Raw genomic sequence first — 19,557 nt, forward strand, 5'->3', positions numbered from 1 at the left:
TGATTAACTTACTTTGTGTTTTAGCTGATGAGATATGCGATCTGTCACTTCTTTCGCCCTGACTTGCCATGTTTCAGCGGCTATCAGTTGACGCGTTTGTGTTTGGTAGTGATTGCGCTCGATTCGCCCCCAATGGCTGTAGTGGTCAATAGCCTGTAGCCATTGCTCGGTTGTGGTGGCTGTTTTAATGGCAGAGCGATAAGGCTGTGTTGCAGGAAAGTCACTGCTGATAGTGGGACAACCTGCGGCTAAATACTCTCTTAATTTTAAAGGGTTGCATGCTTGGATTTGTGGTGTGTTTTTAAAGGGTAGGATTGCCATATCCCAGTGCTGTAGATAGCGTGCAAGTTGCTCATGCGGTTGGGCTGGGAGTAAGTGAATATTGTTAAGATCAGTCAGTGCGGAGATATCCGTATTAATGGGCCCAAGTAAATAGAAGTTAATAAGCGGCCGCTTTATGGCGAGCTCTCTTAGCAATTGTTGATCTAACCATTGATCGATACTGCCGTAGAAGCCAATGCTCGTTCGCTTAAGGTTGATATTGGCTGGTGCGGATTGAGGCGTCGCAAATTGCGAAAGTGAAACGCCATGTGGCAGCAATATAACTGGGTTCTGTGGATTCAGTTGCTGCAATTTTGCTTGCAGCATCGGGCTGCAAGCGAAGACTAAATCAGCGCGAAGCATTAAGCGTTGCTCGGCAGCCGCGGTGGCTTGATGATCGACTCCTGCTAATGCTGAAAAGTCATCGCCACAGTAATAAATGACTAAGTCACTGTCGCAGATAGAGAGGAGATCGATAGCGCTTGGTAGTGCAGTCCAGATAACGCGTTGATAACACTTTTTAGGCAGCTGCCGTTGTAGGCTCAATTTATTTAATATTTTCAACCAAGCATGCTGTGCCAGTGGCCAAACTAAGGGCTGAATGATTTGGGCGGGTTGTGGATTTGCTTGCTGGTGGTTTTGTATAGTGTTAACCGCTGAAGGTGTGTGGTGTTTTACGGCGTTGAACTTGGCGAATACCTTTTCCTTTATTCGCATAATGTCACGGTAGTTAAGGCTGGGTTGGCGCAGTCCTATCGAGTTAATCCAGGTCACTGGGTAGGCGTGAATGAGTTGCGAAATAATATGTTGGCTACTGGATGGGTGGCGTCCCCAGTCTTCTCCAAAAACAACAAATTCCATGTTCAGTACTCCAGTTGTTTGATGACACGTGCTGGATTACCGCCAGCGAGCACTCCGCAAGGGATATCTTTTGTGACAACACTCCCCGCAGCAATGATGCTGTTTTCCCCAATGGTCACGCCAGCCATCACCATAACGCCAGTTCCTAACCAGACATTACGGCATAAATGAATATCCCCCACTTGATGCGCTAAATCAGGCTCGCCCGCTGCTCGGTCATGAGGATTGAGTGGATGTCCTGGAAATCCGGCGAGAAAGACTTTTCCAGCTAGGCGAACATTGTCATCAATCTGAATCTTGCGGCCCACAGCTAAGGTATTTTGCCAGCCAATATCGACGTTTTTACCAATGATGAGCTCTGGCGTTTTACTTCCCCACACTCGGCCACACAGGGTTGAGATCCCTGAGATACGGCAGTCATCGCCAAGGGTGATATGTAGTTGCCCTAAGATTTGCGGCATCCCTGAGTACAATTGAAGTTGTGTAGGGCGGGAGAGTACTTGTGATAGAAAAAGTGGCGTGTAATAGCCTTTTTGTAAGCACCAAGCAAATAGGTTTTTGAGCGAGAGGTGACACTGATAAAGACTAGCGTGGAAAAATGGGATCACAGGGAAAGCATAACCACGGAAAGTGCGAGCACTGTGCTTTAATTTAGAGAGTTGGACTGGCGTTAAGTGTTGTTTTAGTAATGCACGCATAGTGCCTCTCCTTAATAATTAAATATGCTTAGTTAGCCGATGCAAAGCGAGTAATAGGGCGATTAAAATATAAATCGGCCAGGTCGTGCCTTGAGTAAGAAAGGTGCCACCGACACAAAATGACAGCAGTCCCAGCCATAACCCTTGTGCAAAGGGGGCCATATAGTGTTGAGATAAACGTTGCAGTAACTGATAACTCAACCTAAGGGCACCTATAACCATAAGCAGGAATAGTACCAACCCGACAAAACCCGTTTCGGACAGTATTTGGAGCCAAGTACTGTGTACAGCATGGTTTTTACCATCCCAATGGGGGGAATAGAGGTAGTAGTTAAAATAGAAGTTATCAAGCCCGACACCTGTAAATGGATGATTGAGCGCCATTCGCCATGCTGCCTGCCAAGCATAAATCCGCCCCATCGCTGATTCATCGACCCCAGATTCTGCAGCGCCACCAGATGCGCGATCGCTGATCCCTGCGAGTGCAATAAGTGCAATACCCCCTATCGCAGTGATGATAGTGGGTAAAACAAACGAGCGGCTTTTGAGCACGAGAATGGTAAAGATACCGCAACCAATGCCGAGTAATCCGCCACGACTTTGTGTTGCGATCACCCCGATGATTAAGATGACGAGAATCACAGCGCAACATGCGCGTAGCCAGACTTTTCCATTGAAGGTATAGGCGAGTGCGAAGGCGACAGGAAATTGTAAAACTAACGCGAGATCATTGGGGTCGCCGAGCATCGAGCCGATATCTCGGCTAATGGTGACACGTGTGCCTTCCACTAAACCTATGCCATTGGCTTTATTCATAATGGCGAGCACAGCAATCGCAAGTCCACTTATGAGTAAGAAGAAAGGCACAATCTTAAGCTGGCTTAATTGGGTGGGTAGCCAAGCAATCGCAAAAACCATGATAAGGATCTTGATGAAATTACCATTGAAGTTGGCAAAGGCTTCTGCGCGGTTGGTGGCCAAGAAGCAACATACCAAGACCCAGCAACTAAAAAGGATAAGATAGGTTTGCAAAGGGTGCCATTCAAGTTTGTCGCGACTTAGCCAAAGTTGCCAGAATAGCCCTGCTAAGCTTGCCAATGCTAGCAGCTGAGGGATTTTGAAAGGCATAAGTACAGGGAAGGCTTCGTGAATCCGAAAGTATGAAAAGATGATAAATCCTAAGCACACCCAAAAGGCTTGGTTTATCACAAAGGGTAAGATAAACAACACGCCAGCAACGAGCACGATATTGCCTTGTTTGTACCAAGCGATCACGAACAAGAGACTGCAAATGAAGGCGAGTAATTGCTGCTTTGCTATAGCCATGAGCGCCTCATGACTTGAGTTTGTTGCCATAAAGTCATTCGCCATGGCCAAATAACCGATGACATTAGCATGAGTGTGATTAGACACTTGATGCTGAACGAGCCCCAGTAATGGGCAATAAGTAGCAAGATAATAAAAAGATAACTAATGAGTAAGCGCACTTTGGGGTAAGGGAGCGGCAATAGTCTTTGGCTCCATGTATAAAAGAGAGCGAGTCGAAGCAATTGGACACTGACTCCTCCAATTAATAAGGCGGACAGCCCCCATATGGGAAATATAGAAAAAATGATAGTGATAGCAACGATAGCGCTTATCACATTAATCAATAGAACACTTCGTCCATCCTCTTGCTGATAGCAACCCATATTTAAGTAGGTTGATGCTTGTTTTAGCATCATCATAGTGGCCAATATCGGTAAAATATCAGCGCTTGCATGAAAATCATTAGGAAGCCAATACGTTAGAAACATCGGACCTATAGTGATGACGCCTGCAGCAATTAGGCTGCTTAATTGGCAAGCGCTGATACTGACGAGTGCTGCATGAGCAATTCCTGTTGAACAATTAATAAAGCTGAATCGTTTCGGGAACCACCACAAGCCCAAAGGTTCAAGTAGAAGACTTGCCGCCATGGCCCACTGCATTGCGATCGCATAAGTGGCTAATTCAGCCAAGCTGAGCATGTCGGCTATTGCCCAGCGCTCAATGCCTAATGTCATAAAAGCCAATAGTCCGGCAAGGGTGATTGCTCGCCCATAACGTATTAGGCGTTTTAAATGATAGAGCCCAGGGCGAGGTAAATGAGGGGATAGGTAGATAAGTTGAATAAATTGGCCAATAAGCCCTGCAGCCATAATGCCGTTGATGCCGTAGCGTGGCGCAAGCAATACAATCAATATTGCTTGGCTAAATGAGAAGAGCAGTAATGCGGTGACAAATTGTTTGGGCTTGTGGGCGAGACGTAACTTAGTTAAAGGGACGGTACAAACCGCATTTAAGCATAAATTAACCACTAAACAATAAAGGGAGAACAGCGGAGGTGACCCAGGTAACCAGTCTTGGATGGTGGTGATGTTTGTAATGAATAGAAGCGAAGATCCACCGCAGATAAGAAGCAATACGCCTAAAGCGCCACTTAATAATTCATTTCTTTTTATCGCGCTGTCATGAGCAAAGCGACAGAGCGCATCTGGAATACCAAAAGTGACTATTAACGATAGACACGTGATTAATGTAATTAATACATCTAGTCGACCATACTCTGTCGTGCCTAACCATTGGGTAACCCAAGGCTGTAATAATAAGCCAACTAACTTACTTGTGATTAAGGCTATGCCATAAATAAGTACGGTTAAAGGTGCATTCATTGCGTCGACCTAATTCTAAGTTAATCGCAAAATGCAGTTAGTATTGCAAGTTGAGCCTCAAGATGAGGGGCAAATCTAAATTACGAAAGATCATGCGCAGGACTTACTAACGGCATCGTATGTAAAGTGAATCTGTCCTGGGGGAGATACAAGTTTGATGCCACAAGTCTGCTGGCTTATAGATTGCATAAGGTTGGAGATACTTATGACGTAAGTGAGGAGATAGGTATGAATAATGAAATCGGCGTGAGTGTGGTTATTCCTAACTACAACTGTTTATCGTCGTTACCTCGGGCCATTGACAGTATTCGAATTCAAGGGATGAAGACTGAGATTATTGTTGTAGATGATGGTTCGACAGATGGCTCTCGTGAGTGGCTGTTAACGCAAGACGATATCAAAGTCATACACAGCCAGCGCATTGGAGCTTCTGCTGCAAGAAATTTGGCGATCACTCATTGCATGCACGAACTTATTGCCTTTCTTGATGCAGATGATTATTGGATGGAAGCTAAACTACGACATCAATTAGCCTTACATCAATTGTCTCCGGAGATAACCTTCAGTTTTAGCGATTATCAGCATGTCACAGAGCAAGGATCTAAAATCATTGGCTGCTTTGATTTTTGGCCGCGTTTTAATGTATTCATTAATCAAAAAGAGCCCCACCGGATTGAAGGGGCTCTATTTCCTCTTATATTTGCAGAGAACGTAGTGGGAACAAGTACAGTTATTGCCAATAAAGCCGCACTAATGGCTGTGGGTGGTTTTGATGAGAATTTGCGCTCAGCATCTGATTGGGATTTATGGTTGAAATTGGCACAACGAGGATCAGTTGGCATTGTTAACCGAGAGCTTTGTCATTATGTATCTGATCGTGTTGGTGCGATCAGCAGAGACCAACAGACTCGGCTGAAAGCGATGAAAGCCATTCTATGGCGACATACTGGGGCGATAAAGCGTCATCCTTCAGCCTTGATTGCGGGTTATAGTCGCTGGGTGTTGGGTATTGCGGAGTATAACCGTAGTCAGCAGGCGTATATATTGGCTTTCTTACAGCAAACACTGGCTTGTTGTACTCAACCTAATCGTCGACATTTCCGAGCTATGGGCGGTGACATACTTCGTATATTGATGGTTAAAAGGGCAGAATAAACCCTTCTGTCTATTATCTGTTCGCTCGGTTGTTTTTTTTAATTTTCTGCTTGCCAGCAGGAAAGTAATCTCTATAATGCCGCCTCACTGACACGGAGAGCTGCTTCTCAAAACGAGATGACTAGCAACGAGTTAGTACGGTGAAAGCCTTTAAAAATAAAGTTTCAAAAAGTGTTTGACACTTACCTTGATTTCTTTAGAATGGCGCACCTCTTCAGAGCGAAAGCAACGAAGAAAAGCTCTTTAACAATTTGACCATGCAATCTGTGTGGGCACTCGTGAAATGAATAGTCAAAACTGTTCATTGTTACTTTTTAAGTGACAATGAATTTGGCATCAATGAACTGAGTGACCAATACAAAACTTAAGTTTACTTAAGCTTTGGCACAGTCAATTCGAATATAATGACTAGCTTCTAGTTATCGATATTCAATCAGTATTCATTGAGCCATCAAAAACTTTAAATTGAAGAGTTTGATCATGGCTCAGATTGAACGCTGGCGGCAGGCCTAACACATGCAAGTCGAGCGGTAACAGGAATTAGCTTGCTAATTTGCTGACGAGCGGCGGACGGGTGAGTAATGCCTGGGAATATGCCTTGATGTGGGGGATAACTATTGGAAACGATAGCTAATACCGCATAATGCCTACGGGCCAAAGAGGGGGATCTTCGGACCTCTCGCGTCAAGATTAGCCCAGGTGGGATTAGCTAGTTGGTGGGGTAATGGCTCACCAAGGCGACGATCCCTAGCTGGTTTGAGAGGATGATCAGCCACACTGGAACTGAGACACGGTCCAGACTCCTACGGGAGGCAGCAGTGGGGAATATTGCACAATGGGGGAAACCCTGATGCAGCCATGCCGCGTGTATGAAGAAGGCCTTCGGGTTGTAAAGTACTTTCAGTTGTGAGGAAGGCGGTAACGTTAATAGCGTTGCCGTTTGACGTTAGCAACAGAAGAAGCACCGGCTAACTCCGTGCCAGCAGCCGCGGTAATACGGAGGGTGCGAGCGTTAATCGGAATTACTGGGCGTAAAGCGCATGCAGGCGGTCTGTTAAGCAAGATGTGAAAGCCCGGGGCTCAACCTCGGAACAGCATTTTGAACTGGCAGACTAGAGTCTTGTAGAGGGGGGTAGAATTTCAGGTGTAGCGGTGAAATGCGTAGAGATCTGAAGGAATACCGGTGGCGAAGGCGGCCCCCTGGACAAAGACTGACGCTCAGATGCGAAAGCGTGGGGAGCAAACAGGATTAGATACCCTGGTAGTCCACGCCGTAAACGATGTCTACTTGGAGGTTGGGACCTTGAGTCCTGGCTTTCGGAGCTAACGCGTTAAGTAGACCGCCTGGGGAGTACGGTCGCAAGATTAAAACTCAAATGAATTGACGGGGGCCCGCACAAGCGGTGGAGCATGTGGTTTAATTCGATGCAACGCGAAGAACCTTACCTACTCTTGACATCCAGAGAATTCGCTAGAGATAGCTTAGTGCCTTCGGGAACTCTGAGACAGGTGCTGCATGGCTGTCGTCAGCTCGTGTTGTGAAATGTTGGGTTAAGTCCCGCAACGAGCGCAACCCTTATCCTTGTTTGCCAGCACGTAATGGTGGGAACTCCAGGGAGACTGCCGGTGATAAACCGGAGGAAGGTGGGGACGACGTCAAGTCATCATGGCCCTTACGAGTAGGGCTACACACGTGCTACAATGGCGTATACAGAGGGCTGCCAACCAGCGATGGTGAGCGAATCCCAGAAAGTACGTCGTAGTCCGGATTGGAGTCTGCAACTCGACTCCATGAAGTCGGAATCGCTAGTAATCGTGGATCAGAATGCCACGGTGAATACGTTCCCGGGCCTTGTACACACCGCCCGTCACACCATGGGAGTGGGCTGCACCAGAAGTAGATAGCTTAACCTTCGGGAGGGCGTTTACCACGGTGTGGTTCATGACTGGGGTGAAGTCGTAACAAGGTAGCCCTAGGGGAACCTGGGGCTGGATCACCTCCTTAAACGATAGACTGCTTGTTTGATGCAGTGTCCACACAGATTGCTTGGTTAAAATGTAAAAGAGTGAAAAATCATTAGTGATTTTTCAAGAAAGTACTTAGTCCCGTTCGTCTAGAGGCCTAGGACACCGCCCTTTCACGGCGGTAACAGGGGTTCGACTCCCCTACGGGACGCCACTTTCTAAAAACATTCGCTTGAGTGTAATTAGAAAGTGGATGTCTACGGACAAACACAATGCTCTTTAACAATCTGGAAAGCTGACTAGTAAATTCAATCGAATGATTGAATTACAATAGTTTTTATCTTTAATGATAAAAACGAGTTCTCAAAACAACACACATTCAAGTGTCTTGTGTAGAGTCCGGCGAAAAACCAATGTCCTCATTTTTCTTGATCGGAAATGAGTGACGATAAAACCTTGGTTGTTTGAACATACAGACCTCTTGGGGTTGTATGGTTAAGTGACTAAGCGTACACGGTGGATGCCTTGGCAGTCAGAGGCGATGAAGGACGTATTAACTTGCGATAAGCCCAGTTTAGATAGTAAAAATCACTTGAGACTGGGATTTCCGAATGGGGAAACCCACGTGCATAAGCACGTATCGTTACGTGAATACATAGCGTAACGAGGCGAACTCGGGGAACTGAAACATCTAAGTACCCGAAGGAAGAGAAATCAACCGAGATTCCGAGAGTAGCGGCGAGCGAAATCGGATTAGCCCTTAAGCCAGTCTTGCGTTAGGTGAATGTGCTGGAAAGCACAGCGATACAGGGTGATAGCCCCGTAACCGACAACGCATTATTAGTGAAAACGAGTAGGACGGGACACGTGATATCCTGTTTGAACATGGGGGGACCATCCTCCAAGGCTAAATACTCCTGACTGACCGATAGTGAACCAGTACCGTGAGGGAAAGGCGAAAAGAACCCCTGTGAGGGGAGTGAAATAGAACCTGAAACCGTGTACGTACAAGCAGTAGGAGCCCACTTGTTGGGTGACTGCGTACCTTTTGTATAATGGGTCAGCGACTTAATTTTAGTAGCAAGGTTAACCGTTTAGGGGAGCCGTAGGGAAACCGAGTCTTAACTGGGCGTCATAGTTGCTAGGATTAGACCCGAAACCAGGTGATCTAGCCATGGGCAGGTTGAAGGTGAGGTAACACTTACTGGAGGACCGAACCGACTAATGTTGAAAAATTAGCGGATGACTTGTGGCTAGGGGTGAAAGGCCAATCAAACCTGGAGATAGCTGGTTCTCCCCGAAAGCTATTTAGGTAGCGCCTCGGACGAATACTACTGGGGGTAGAGCACTGTTAAGGCTAGGGGGTCATCCCGACTTACCAACCCTTTGCAAACTCCGAATACCAGTAAGTACTATCCGGGAGACACACGGCGGGTGCTAACGTCCGTCGTGGAGAGGGAAACAACCCAGACCGCCAGCTAAGGTCCCAAAGTTATAGCTAAGTGGGAAACGATGTGGGAAGGCTCAGACAGCCAGGATGTTGGCTTAGAAGCAGCCATCATTTAAAGAAAGCGTAATAGCTCACTGGTCGAGTCGGCCTGCGCGGAAGATTTAACGGGGCTAAGCTATACACCGAAGCTGCGGCAATATGACTTGTTCATATTGGGTAGGGGAGCGTTCTGTAAGCCGTTGAAGGTGGTCTGTAAGGGCTGCTGGAGGTATCAGAAGTGCGAATGCTGACATGAGTAACGATAAAGGGAGTGAAAAACTCCCTCGCCGGAAGATCAAGGGTTCCTGTCCAACGTTAATCGGGGCAGGGTAAGTCGACCCCTAAGGCGAGGCCGAAAGGCGTAGTCGATGGGAAACGGGTTAATATTCCCGTACTGCTTATAACTGCGATGGGGGGACGGAGAAGGCTAGGTGGGCTTGGCGACGGTCGTCCAAGTTCAAGGGTGTAGGCTGATAGTTTAGGCAAATCCGGACTATCTTAAGGCTGAGACCCGATGTCGAGTCACTACGGTGATGAAGTCATTGATGCCATGCTTCCGGGAAAAGCCTCTAAGCGATAGGTTATAAGCAATCGTACCCCAAACCGACACAGGTGATCAGGTAGAGAATACCAAGGCGCTTGAGAGAACTCGGGTGAAGGAACTAGGCAAAATGGTACCGTAACTTCGGGAGAAGGTACGCTCCTCGCGGTGATGAGACTTGCTCTCTAAGCTGCTGGGAGTCGCAGATACCAGGTGGCTGCAACTGTTTATTAAAAACACAGCACTGTGCAAAATCGAAAGATGACGTATACGGTGTGACGCCTGCCCGGTGCCGGAAGGTTAATTGATGGGGTTAGACTTCGGTCGAAGCTCTTGATCGAAGCCCCGGTAAACGGCGGCCGTAACTATAACGGTCCTAAGGTAGCGAAATTCCTTGTCGGGTAAGTTCCGACCTGCACGAATGGCGTAATGATGGCCACGCTGTCTCCACCCGAGACTCAGTGAAATTGAAATCGCAGTGAAGATGCTGTGTACCCGCGGCTAGACGGAAAGACCCCGTGAACCTTTACTACAGCTTGGCACTGAACATTGACCCTACATGTGTAGGATAGGTGGGAGCCTTTGAAGCATTGTCGCTAGATGATGTGGAGGCAATCTTGAAATACCACCCTTGTATGCTTGATGTTCTAACGTCGCCCCCTAATCGGGGGTGCGGACAGTGCCTGGTGGGTAGTTTGACTGGGGCGGTCTCCTCCCAAAGAGTAACGGAGGAGCACGAAGGTGGGCTAATCACGGTCGGACATCGTGAGGTTAGTGCAATGGCATAAGCCCGCTTGACTGCGAGAATGACAATTCGAGCAGGTGCGAAAGCAGGTCATAGTGATCCGGTGGTTCTGAATGGAAGGGCCATCGCTCAACGGATAAAAGGTACTCCGGGGATAACAGGCTGATACCGCCCAAGAGTTCATATCGACGGCGGTGTTTGGCACCTCGATGTCGGCTCATCACATCCTGGGGCTGAAGTCGGTCCCAAGGGTATGGCTGTTCGCCATTTAAAGTGGTACGCGAGCTGGGTTTAGAACGTCGTGAGACAGTTCGGTCCCTATCTGCCGTGGGCGTTAGATGATTGAGAGGGGCTGCTCCTAGTACGAGAGGACCGGAGTGGACGAACCGCTGGTGTTCGGGTTGTTATGCCAATAGCATTGCCCGGTAGCTACGTTCGGAATCGATAAGCGCTGAAAGCATCTAAGCGCGAAGCGAGCCTCAAGATGAGTCATCTCTAGACCTTTAAGGTCTCTAAAGGGTTGTCGAAGACTACGACGTTGATAGGCAGGGTGTGTAAGTGCTGCGAGGCATTGAGCTAACCTGTACTAATTGCCCGTGAGGCTTAACCATACAACACCCAAGGGGTTTTACGGACTCCATAAACGCTTGAATGCGTGTTAAGAACGATATTGTAACTAGTTAGATTTTCCCAGATTGTATCTTCCGCCAACGGCGTAAGATAAACCGAATTTGCTTGGCGACCATAGCATTATGGACCCACCTGATCCCATGCCGAACTCAGTAGTGAAACGTAATAGCGCCGATGGTAGTGTGGGGTCTCCCCATGTGAGAGTAGGTCATCGCCAGGCTTTAATTTCGACTTGTCTCAATGAGACGAGTCAACATAATGTTTTGTGTGAATTACATAGAATTTTATGTTGACTTTCAAAGTAGAAAGCGTATTATACGCCTCCTGCTTAAGTGTTAAGGCACTGAAAGCAAAGCTCTTTAATAATTTGACCATGCAATCTGTGTGGGCACTCGTGAAATGAATAGTCAAAACTGTTCATTGTGACTTTTTAAGTAACAATGAATTTGGCATCAATGAACTGAGTGACCAATACAAAACTTAAGTTTACTTAAGCTTTGGCACAGTCAATTCGAATATCATGACTAGCTTCTAGTTATCGATATTCAATCAGTATTCATTGAGCCATCAAAAACTTTAAATTGAAGAGTTTGATCATGGCTCAGATTGAACGCTGGCGGCAGGCCTAACACATGCAAGTCGAGCGGTAACAGGAATTAGCTTGCTAATTTGCTGACGAGCGGCGGACGGGTGAGTAATGCCTGGGAATATGCCTTGATGTGGGGGATAACTATTGGAAACGATAGCTAATACCGCATAATGCCTACGGGCCAAAGAGGGGGATCTTCGGACCTCTCGCGTCAAGATTAGCCCAGGTGGGATTAGCTAGTTGGTGGGGTAATGGCTCACCAAGGCGACGATCCCTAGCTGGTTTGAGAGGATGATCAGCCACACTGGAACTGAGACACGGTCCAGACTCCTACGGGAGGCAGCAGTGGGGAATATTGCACAATGGGGGAAACCCTGATGCAGCCATGCCGCGTGTATGAAGAAGGCCTTCGGGTTGTAAAGTACTTTCAGTTGTGAGGAAGGCGGTAACGTTAATAGCGTTGCCGTTTGACGTTAGCAACAGAAGAAGCACCGGCTAACTCCGTGCCAGCAGCCGCGGTAATACGGAGGGTGCGAGCGTTAATCGGAATTACTGGGCGTAAAGCGCATGCAGGCGGTCTGTTAAGCAAGATGTGAAAGCCCGGGGCTCAACCTCGGAACAGCATTTTGAACTGGCAGACTAGAGTCTTGTAGAGGGGGGTAGAATTTCAGGTGTAGCGGTGAAATGCGTAGAGATCTGAAGGAATACCGGTGGCGAAGGCGGCCCCCTGGACAAAGACTGACGCTCAGATGCGAAAGCGTGGGGAGCAAACAGGATTAGATACCCTGGTAGTCCACGCCGTAAACGATGTCTACTTGGAGGTTGGGACCTTGAGTCCTGGCTTTCGGAGCTAACGCGTTAAGTAGACCGCCTGGGGAGTACGGTCGCAAGATTAAAACTCAAATGAATTGACGGGGGCCCGCACAAGCGGTGGAGCATGTGGTTTAATTCGATGCAACGCGAAGAACCTTACCTACTCTTGACATCCAGAGAATTCGCTAGAGATAGCTTAGTGCCTTCGGGAACTCTGAGACAGGTGCTGCATGGCTGTCGTCAGCTCGTGTTGTGAAATGTTGGGTTAAGTCCCGCAACGAGCGCAACCCTTATCCTTGTTTGCCAGCACGTAATGGTGGGAACTCCAGGGAGACTGCCGGTGATAAACCGGAGGAAGGTGGGGACGACGTCAAGTCATCATGGCCCTTACGAGTAGGGCTACACACGTGCTACAATGGCGTATACAGAGGGCTGCCAACCAGCGATGGTGAGCGAATCCCAGAAAGTACGTCGTAGTCCGGATTGGAGTCTGCAACTCGACTCCATGAAGTCGGAATCGCTAGTAATCGTGGATCAGAATGCCACGGTGAATACGTTCCCGGGCCTTGTACACACCGCCCGTCACACCATGGGAGTGGGCTGCACCAGAAGTAGATAGCTTAACCTTCGGGAGGGCGTTTACCACGGTGTGGTTCATGACTGGGGTGAAGTCGTAACAAGGTAGCCCTAGGGGAACCTGGGGCTGGATCACCTCCTTAAACGATAGACTGCTTGTTTGATGCAGTGTCCACACAGATTGCTTGGTAAATTAGTTTTAGAAATAGCGAAAGCGCTAATGAATGACTTCGGTTATTGATTAACGCTTTTTGCGTTATGCTCTTTAACAATCTGGAAAGCTGACTAGTAAATTGAATCAATAGATTCAATTACAATAGTTTTTATCTTTAATGATAAAAACGAGTTCTCAAAACAACACACATTCAAGTGTCTTGTGTAGAGTCCGGCGAAAAACCAATGTCCTCATTTTTCTTGATCGGAAATGAGTGACGATAAACCTTGGTTGTTTGAACATACAGACCTCTTGGGGTTGTATGGTTAAGTGACTAAGCGTACACGGTGGATGCCTTGGCAGTCAGAGGCGATGAAGGACGTATTAACTTGCGATAAGCCCAGTTTAGATAGTAAAAATCACTTGAGACTGGGATTTCCGAATGGGGAAACCCACGTGCATAAGCACGTATCGTTACGTGAATACATAGCGTAACGAGGCGAACTCGGGGAACTGAAACATCTAAGTACCCGAAGGAAGAGAAATCAACCGAGATTCCGAGAGTAGCGGCGAGCGAAATCGGATTAGCCCTTAAGCCAGTCTTGCGTTAGGTGAATGTGCTGGAAAGCACAGCGATACAGGGTGATAGCCCCGTAACCGACAACGCATTATTAGTGAAAACGAGTAGGACGGGACACGTGATATCCTGTTTGAACATGGGGGGACCATCCTCCAAGGCTAAATACTCCTGACTGACCGATAGTGAACCAGTACCGTGAGGGAAAGGCGAAAAGAACCCCTGTGAGGGGAGTGAAATAGAACCTGAAACCGTGTACGTACAAGCAGTAGGAGCCCACTTGTTGGGTGACTGCGTACCTTTTGTATAATGGGTCAGCGACTTAATTTTAGTAGCAAGGTTAACCGTTTAGGGGAGCCGTAGGGAAACCGAGTCTTAACTGGGCGTCATAGTTGCTAGGATTAGACCCGAAACCAGGTGATCTAGCCATGGGCAGGTTGAAGGTGAGGTAACACTTACTGGAGGACCGAACCGACTAATGTTGAAAAATTAGCGGATGACTTGTGGCTAGGGGTGAAAGGCCAATCAAACCTGGAGATAGCTGGTTCTCCCCGAAAGCTATTTAGGTAGCGCCTCGGACGAATACTACTGGGGGTAGAGCACTGTTAAGGCTAGGGGGTCATCCCGACTTACCAACCCTTTGCAAACTCCGAATACCAGTAAGTACTATCCGGGAGACACACGGCGGGTGCTAACGTCCGTCGTGGAGAGGGAAACAACCCAGACCGCCAGCTAAGGTCCCAAAGTTATAGCTAAGTGGGAAACGATGTGGGAAGGCTCAGACAGCCAGGATGTTGGCTTAGAAGCAGCCATCATTTAAAGAAAGCGTAATAGCTCACTGGTCGAGTCGGCCTGCGCGGAAGATTTAACGGGGCTAAGCTATACACCGAAGCTGCGGCAATATGAACTTGTTCATATTGGGTAGGGGAGCGTTCTGTAAGCCGTTGAAGGTGGTCTGTAAGGGCTGCTGGAGGTATCAGAAGTGCGAATGCTGACATGAGTAACGATAAAGGGAGTGAAAAACTCCCTCGCCGGAAGATCAAGGGTTCCTGTCCAACGTTAATCGGGGCAGGGTAAGTCGACCCCTAAGGCGAGGCCGAAAGGCGTAGTCGATGGGAAACGGGTTAATATTCCCGTACTGCTTATAACTGCGATGGGGGGACGGAGAAGGCTAGGTGGGCTTGGCGACGGTCGTCCAAGTTCAAGGGTGTAGGCTGATAGTTTAGGCAAATCCGGACTATCTTAAGGCTGAGACCCGATGTCGAGTCACTACGGTGATGAAGTCATTGATGCCATGCTTCCGGGAAAAGCCTCTAAGCGATAGGTTATAAGCAATCGTACCCCAAACCGACACAGGTGATCAGGTAGAGAATACCAAGGCGCTTGAGAGAACTCGGGTGAAGGAACTAGGCAAAATGGTACCGTAACTTCGGGAGAAGGTACGCTCCTCGCGGTGATGAGACTTGCTCTCTAAGCTGCTGGGAGTCGCAGATACCAGGTGGCTGCAACTGTTTATTAAAAACACAGCACTGTGCAAAATCGAAAGATGACGTATACGGTGTGACGCCTGCCCGGTGCCGGAAGGTTAATTGATGGGGTTAGACTTCGGTCGAAGCTCTTGATCGAAGCCCCGGTAAACGGCGGCCGTAACTATAACGGTCCTAAGGTAGCGAAATTCCTTGTCGGGTAAGTTCCGACCTGCACGAATGGCGTAATGATGGCCACGCTGTCTCCACCCGAGACTCAGTGAAATTGAAATCGCAGTGAAGATGCTGTGTACCCGCGGCTAGACGGAAAGACCCCGTGAACCTTTACTACAGCTTGGCACTGAACATTGACCCTACATGTGTAGGATAGGTGGGAGCCTTTGAAGCATTGTCGCTAGATGATGTGGAGGCAATCTTGAAATACCACCCTTGTATGCTTGATGTTCTAACGTCGCCCCCTAATCGGGGGTGCGGACAGTGCCTGGTGGGTAGTTTGACTGGGGCGGTCTCCTCCCAAAGAGTAACGGAGGAGCACGAAGGTGGGCTAATCACGGTCGGACATCGTGAGGTTAGTGCAATGGCATAAGCCCGCTTGACTGCGAGAATGACAATTCGAGCAGGTGCGAAAGCAGGTCATAGTGATCCGGTGGTTCTGAATGGAAGGGCCATCGCTCAACGGATAAAAGGTACTCCGGGGATAACAGGCTGATACCGCCCAAGAGTTCATATCGACGGCGGTGTTTGGCACCTCGATGTCGGCTCATCACATCCTGGGGCTGAAGTCGGTCCCAAGGGTATGGCTGTTCGCCATTTAAAGTGGTACGCGAGCTGGGTTTAGAACGTCGTGAGACAGTTCGGTCCCTATCTGCCGTGGGCGTTAGATGATTGAGAGGGGCTGCTCCTAGTACGAGAGGACCGGAGTGGACGAACCGCTGGTGTTCGGGTTGTTATGCCAATAGCATTGCCCGGTAGCTACGTTCGGAATCGATAAGCGCTGAAAGCATCTAAGCGCGAAGCGAGCCTCAAGATGAGTCATCTCTAGACCTTTAAGGTCTCTAAAGGGTTGTCGAAGACTACGACGTTGATAGGCAGGGTGTGTAAGTGCTGCGAGGCATTGAGCTAACCTGTACTAATTGCCCGTGAGGCTTAACCATACAACACCCAAGGGGTTTTACGGACTCCATAAACGCTTGAATGCGTGTTAAGAACGAAATTGTAACTAGTTAGATTTTCCCAGATTGTATCTTCCGCTTGACGGCGTAAGATAAACCGAATTTGCTTGGCGACCATAGCATTATGGACCCACCTGATCCCATGCCGAACTCAGTAGTGAAACGTAATAGCGCCGATGGTAGTGTGGGGTCTCCCCATGTGAGAGTAGGTCATCGCCAGGCTTCAAATTTAAGAAGTTTGTAATAACGAGCTTCATAACAAAATTGTGTGCTGGTATGGCTCAGTTGGTAGAGCGCACCCTTGGTAAGGGTGAGGTCCCCAGTTCGAATCTGGGTACTAGCACCATTAAATTTTTTCAGCGACCATAGCGCAATGGAACCACCTGATCCCATGTCGAACTCAGTAGTGAAACGTTGTAGCGCCGATGGTAGTGTGGGGTCTCCCCATGTGAGAGTAGGACATTGCTGAAACCCATTCTAAAACCCAGCCTTCGGCTGGGTTTTTTCATTTCTACCGTTTAATAATTCAAATTCAGACTAATCAGCCTTTCTCGCTTGCGTATACCTCTTATATTGTATATTTTTATTTAGATATCTGGACGTCTAAACATCTTAAGGAGTAAGAGAGATGCCAATTAAAATCCCCGATCGTTTGCCTGCAACGGATATTTTGCGAGGGGAAAATATCTTTGTCATGACAGAGGCACGTGCTGCAAGCCAAGGGATACGTCCATTGAAAGTGCTGTTATTGAATTTGATGCCCAAGAAAATAGAAACAGAAACGCAATTTTTGCGTTTGCTCTCTAATAGTCCACTTCAAGTCGATGTTGAGTTGCTAAGAATCGATAATCGTCCTACTCGAAATACGCCACAAGAGCACCTTGATACTTTCTATCGTCAATTTGAAATGGTGAAGTCACGTAATTTCGATGGCTTGATTGTGACGGGAGCGCCGCTAGGGCTCGTACAGTTTGAAGATGTGCTTTATTGGGAAGAGATCCAAGCCATCATGAATTGGGCGAAAGAGCATGTTACCTCAACATTATTTGTGTGTTGGGCAGCTCAGGCTGGGTTGAAGCTGCTATATGATTTACCTAAGAAAACGCGCAAAGAAAAGTTATCAGGTATCTACAATCATGCCATTCATGACTGTCATCATCCTCTTCTACGTGGATTTGATGAGACGTTTAAAGCCCCTCACTCCCGCTATGCTGACTTTTCTCCTGATTATTTAGCGGAACACACGGATCTTGATATTTTAGCAACGTCAGAACAAGCAGGCGTGTATTTAGCCGCAACCAAAGATAAACGTAATGTCTTTGTGACTGGCCACCCTGAATATGATGTTAGTACCTTGCACAATGAATATGTGCGTGATTGCGGTGAAGGGATGGAGCCGAATATTCCACTTAATTATTATCCAGATGATGATCCTAGCCGATCACCGATTGCGAGCTGGCGAAGTCATGGTCATTTATTGTTTGCTAACTGGCTTAATTACTGCGTTTACCAGCAAACGCCTTTCGATCTCGACCACTTTTCTGAAGACAATTTTACAAAAGACTGATGCTACATATCCATCAATAACAATTTATCTTGTCAGAATTAAGAATATAAAAAAGGCCTGCGACTGCAGGCCTTTTTTGTATTGAGTGTAGCTTAAATCAGCTGTTCTGTGATTCCCAACCTTTCGCTTTTTGGATCAGGGAGGTAATGGTTGAGCCTTGAATCAAAATAGAGAACACGACTACGGCATAAGTCATGACGAGGATGATTTCTCGGACATCAATGTTCTTTTCTGGAATAACAATGACACCAGCAGGAATTGCCATTGCCATGGCGAGCGCTAAGCCACCACGCAAGCCACCCCAAGTAAGGATTCGTACAGAGTAAGGGTTGTAGTCTCGGTATCGGTTAAAGCCGACATACGATAAACGTACGCTTAAGTAGCGGCTAAGCAGTACTAGCGGTACGGCAATCGACATTAGAATCCAATCTTCAGAGTGGAAATTAAATTGCAGCATACTCATACCAATCAATAGGAAAAGTACACCATTTAGGAATTCATCAACGAGTTCCCAGAAGTGATCTAAGTGATCTTCACTTTCTTTTGAGAAGCCAATGTAGCGTGTCCAGTTACCAATCATGATACCTGCAACCACCATTGCTAGCGGGCCAGATACATGAATCACATCAGCAAAGACGTAACCTGCAGTAGGAATACCTAGTGTCAAAAGCAATTCCATTGAGTGATCATCGGTTGCGCTGATCAAGTAATGGAATAGCAGGCCGAGTGCAAAGCCGTAGGCTATACCGCCAATTGCTTCTTGTAGGAATAGTTGACCTACACCTAATACCGTCGGTGCTTCTTGGCCAAAGGCGACAGTAAAAAGGGTGACGAAAATTACAAGGCCAAAACCATCATTGAAAAGTGACTCACCTTCAATTTGGGTTGAAATACGGCGTGGCGCATCCATTTTCTTCACAATGGCCAGAACAGCGATGGGGTCGGTCGGTGAAATAAGAGAACCAAAAATCAGGCAGTAAATGAAATCAAATTGAATGCCGATAACTTGGCAAATACCCCAGAGAGCACCACCGATAAAGAAGGTTGAGAAAAGAGTGGCACCTAATGCCAATACGGTGATTTCCCATTTTTGGTCTTCGAGGTTTGGTAGTTTAATACCAAGGCCGCCAGCAAAAAGAAGAAAGCCTAAGATCCCTTTGAGAAGGAAACTTTCAAAATTTATTTTCCCCAGTTGTTCTGCGGCGATGTCTTGAAGATTAAACCACCCATTTTGTCCGGCAATAACGATCCCTATAGATAAAACCAGCGCTCCTGCTGTAATGGCTATGGTTGTTTGCATCTTGCCTATTTTGCTATTAACAAAAGCGATGAGCATCGCCGCTGCGGCAAGGAAACATAAGGTACTGTATACGGACATTCGAAACCTCGGGTTGGTGAATGTGTAAAGTTAAAAATTGTCACAAAATATAAAACCATCGGGTCATGATAGCCATAAAAAAATCAGGCTTTTGATGAATTAGTTTTTCTATTCCAATTATCTTTAGACGTCTAGATTTCCATTGT

The 19,557-nt window shown here is 47.3% G+C and carries 7 protein-coding genes, 2 tRNA genes and 7 rRNA genes; 11 read left to right on the top strand and 5 right to left on the bottom strand.

Annotated features, from left to right (window positions below):
• Positions 1-3: 3 nt before the first annotated feature.
• Genes OCU87_RS01475 through OCU87_RS01490 form a run of 4 tightly spaced genes read right to left on the bottom strand, consistent with a single transcriptional unit; the run spans position 4 to position 4,573 of the window.
• On the bottom strand, positions 4-1,182 hold the full coding sequence (locus OCU87_RS01475; protein WP_062690044.1) for a glycosyltransferase family protein: 1,179 nt from the start codon (positions 1,180-1,182) through the stop codon (positions 4-6).
• Between the two features lie 2 nt (positions 1,183-1,184).
• Positions 1,185-1,880: an acyltransferase gene (locus tag OCU87_RS24975; protein ID WP_062690042.1), complete on the bottom strand. Its 696-nt coding sequence runs from the start codon at positions 1,878-1,880 to the stop codon at positions 1,185-1,187.
• 18 nt (positions 1,881-1,898) lie between these two features.
• Positions 1,899-3,206: an O-antigen ligase family protein gene (locus tag OCU87_RS01485; RefSeq protein WP_261857710.1), complete on the bottom strand. Its 1,308-nt coding sequence runs from the start codon at positions 3,204-3,206 to the stop codon at positions 1,899-1,901.
• Positions 3,197-4,573, bottom strand: a complete 1,377-nt coding sequence (locus tag OCU87_RS01490; RefSeq protein WP_261857711.1) for a lipopolysaccharide biosynthesis protein — start codon at positions 4,571-4,573, stop codon at positions 3,197-3,199. Before OCU87_RS01490 ends, OCU87_RS01485 begins: the two co-directional genes overlap by 10 nt.
• Before the next feature lie 228 nt (positions 4,574-4,801).
• Between OCU87_RS01490 and OCU87_RS01495 the strand changes: the two genes are divergently transcribed.
• The 11 genes from OCU87_RS01495 to metA all read left to right on the top strand — a co-directional run bounded on the left by OCU87_RS01495 (position 4,802) and on the right by metA (position 18,033).
• Positions 4,802-5,728 carry a glycosyltransferase family 2 protein gene (locus OCU87_RS01495; protein ID WP_261857712.1) on the top strand — a complete coding sequence of 309 codons (927 nt, stop codon included), beginning with the start codon at positions 4,802-4,804 and terminating at the stop codon, positions 5,726-5,728.
• A gap of 462 nt (positions 5,729-6,190) precedes the next feature.
• Positions 6,191-7,733: ribosomal RNA gene (locus OCU87_RS01500) — 16S ribosomal RNA — on the top strand.
• A 98-nt stretch (positions 7,734-7,831) separates the two neighbouring features.
• Positions 7,832-7,907 (top strand) — tRNA-Glu (locus OCU87_RS01505).
• A gap of 279 nt (positions 7,908-8,186) precedes the next feature.
• Positions 8,187-11,079 (top strand): 23S ribosomal RNA (locus OCU87_RS01510).
• A gap of 123 nt (positions 11,080-11,202) precedes the next feature.
• Positions 11,203-11,318 (top strand): 5S ribosomal RNA (rrf, locus tag OCU87_RS01515).
• A gap of 358 nt (positions 11,319-11,676) precedes the next feature.
• Positions 11,677-13,219: ribosomal RNA gene (locus OCU87_RS01520) — 16S ribosomal RNA — on the top strand.
• A 335-nt stretch (positions 13,220-13,554) separates the two neighbouring features.
• Positions 13,555-16,448 (top strand): 23S ribosomal RNA (locus OCU87_RS01525).
• 124 nt (positions 16,449-16,572) lie between these two features.
• Positions 16,573-16,688, top strand: a 5S ribosomal RNA gene (gene rrf / locus OCU87_RS01530).
• A 48-nt stretch (positions 16,689-16,736) separates the two neighbouring features.
• Positions 16,737-16,812: transfer RNA gene (locus tag OCU87_RS01535), tRNA-Thr, on the top strand.
• 9 nt (positions 16,813-16,821) lie between these two features.
• Positions 16,822-16,937, top strand: a 5S ribosomal RNA gene (gene rrf, locus OCU87_RS01540).
• Together the 16S, 23S and 5S rRNA genes with 2 tRNA genes alongside form the textbook arrangement of a ribosomal RNA operon.
• Positions 16,938-17,094: 157 nt before the next feature.
• A complete protein-coding gene (metA, locus tag OCU87_RS01545) occupies positions 17,095-18,033 on the top strand; it encodes a homoserine O-acetyltransferase MetA (RefSeq protein WP_261857713.1) in 939 nt (312 codons plus the stop codon).
• A gap of 97 nt (positions 18,034-18,130) precedes the next feature.
• Here metA and OCU87_RS01550 read toward each other — a convergent pair whose 3' ends face one another.
• Positions 18,131-19,411, bottom strand: a complete 1,281-nt coding sequence (locus tag OCU87_RS01550; protein ID WP_261857714.1) for a cation:proton antiporter — start codon at positions 19,409-19,411, stop codon at positions 18,131-18,133.
• Positions 19,412-19,557: the final 146 nt, after the last annotated feature.

This window comes from Photobacterium sanguinicancri, assembly GCF_024346675.1.
Taxonomy (GTDB): domain Bacteria; phylum Pseudomonadota; class Gammaproteobacteria; order Enterobacterales; family Vibrionaceae; genus Photobacterium; species Photobacterium sanguinicancri.

Excerpts from the sequence above, each read along its gene's own strand:
- OCU87_RS01550 (WP_261857714.1), bottom strand. The coding sequence starts at position 19,411 with ATGTCCGTATACAGTACCTTATGTTTCCTTGCCGCAGCGGCGATGCTC.
- OCU87_RS01495 (WP_261857712.1), top strand. The coding sequence starts at position 4,802 with ATGAATAATGAAATCGGCGTGAGTGTGGTTATTCCTAACTACAACTGT.
- OCU87_RS01485 (WP_261857710.1), bottom strand. The coding sequence starts at position 3,206 with ATGGCTATAGCAAAGCAGCAATTACTCGCCTTCATTTGCAGTCTCTTG.
- OCU87_RS01490 (WP_261857711.1), bottom strand. The coding sequence starts at position 4,573 with ATGAATGCACCTTTAACCGTACTTATTTATGGCATAGCCTTAATCACA.
- OCU87_RS01475 (WP_062690044.1), bottom strand. The coding sequence starts at position 1,182 with ATGGAATTTGTTGTTTTTGGAGAAGACTGGGGACGCCACCCATCCAGT.
- metA (WP_261857713.1), top strand. The coding sequence starts at position 17,095 with ATGCCAATTAAAATCCCCGATCGTTTGCCTGCAACGGATATTTTGCGA.
- OCU87_RS24975 (WP_062690042.1), bottom strand. The coding sequence starts at position 1,880 with ATGCGTGCATTACTAAAACAACACTTAACGCCAGTCCAACTCTCTAAA.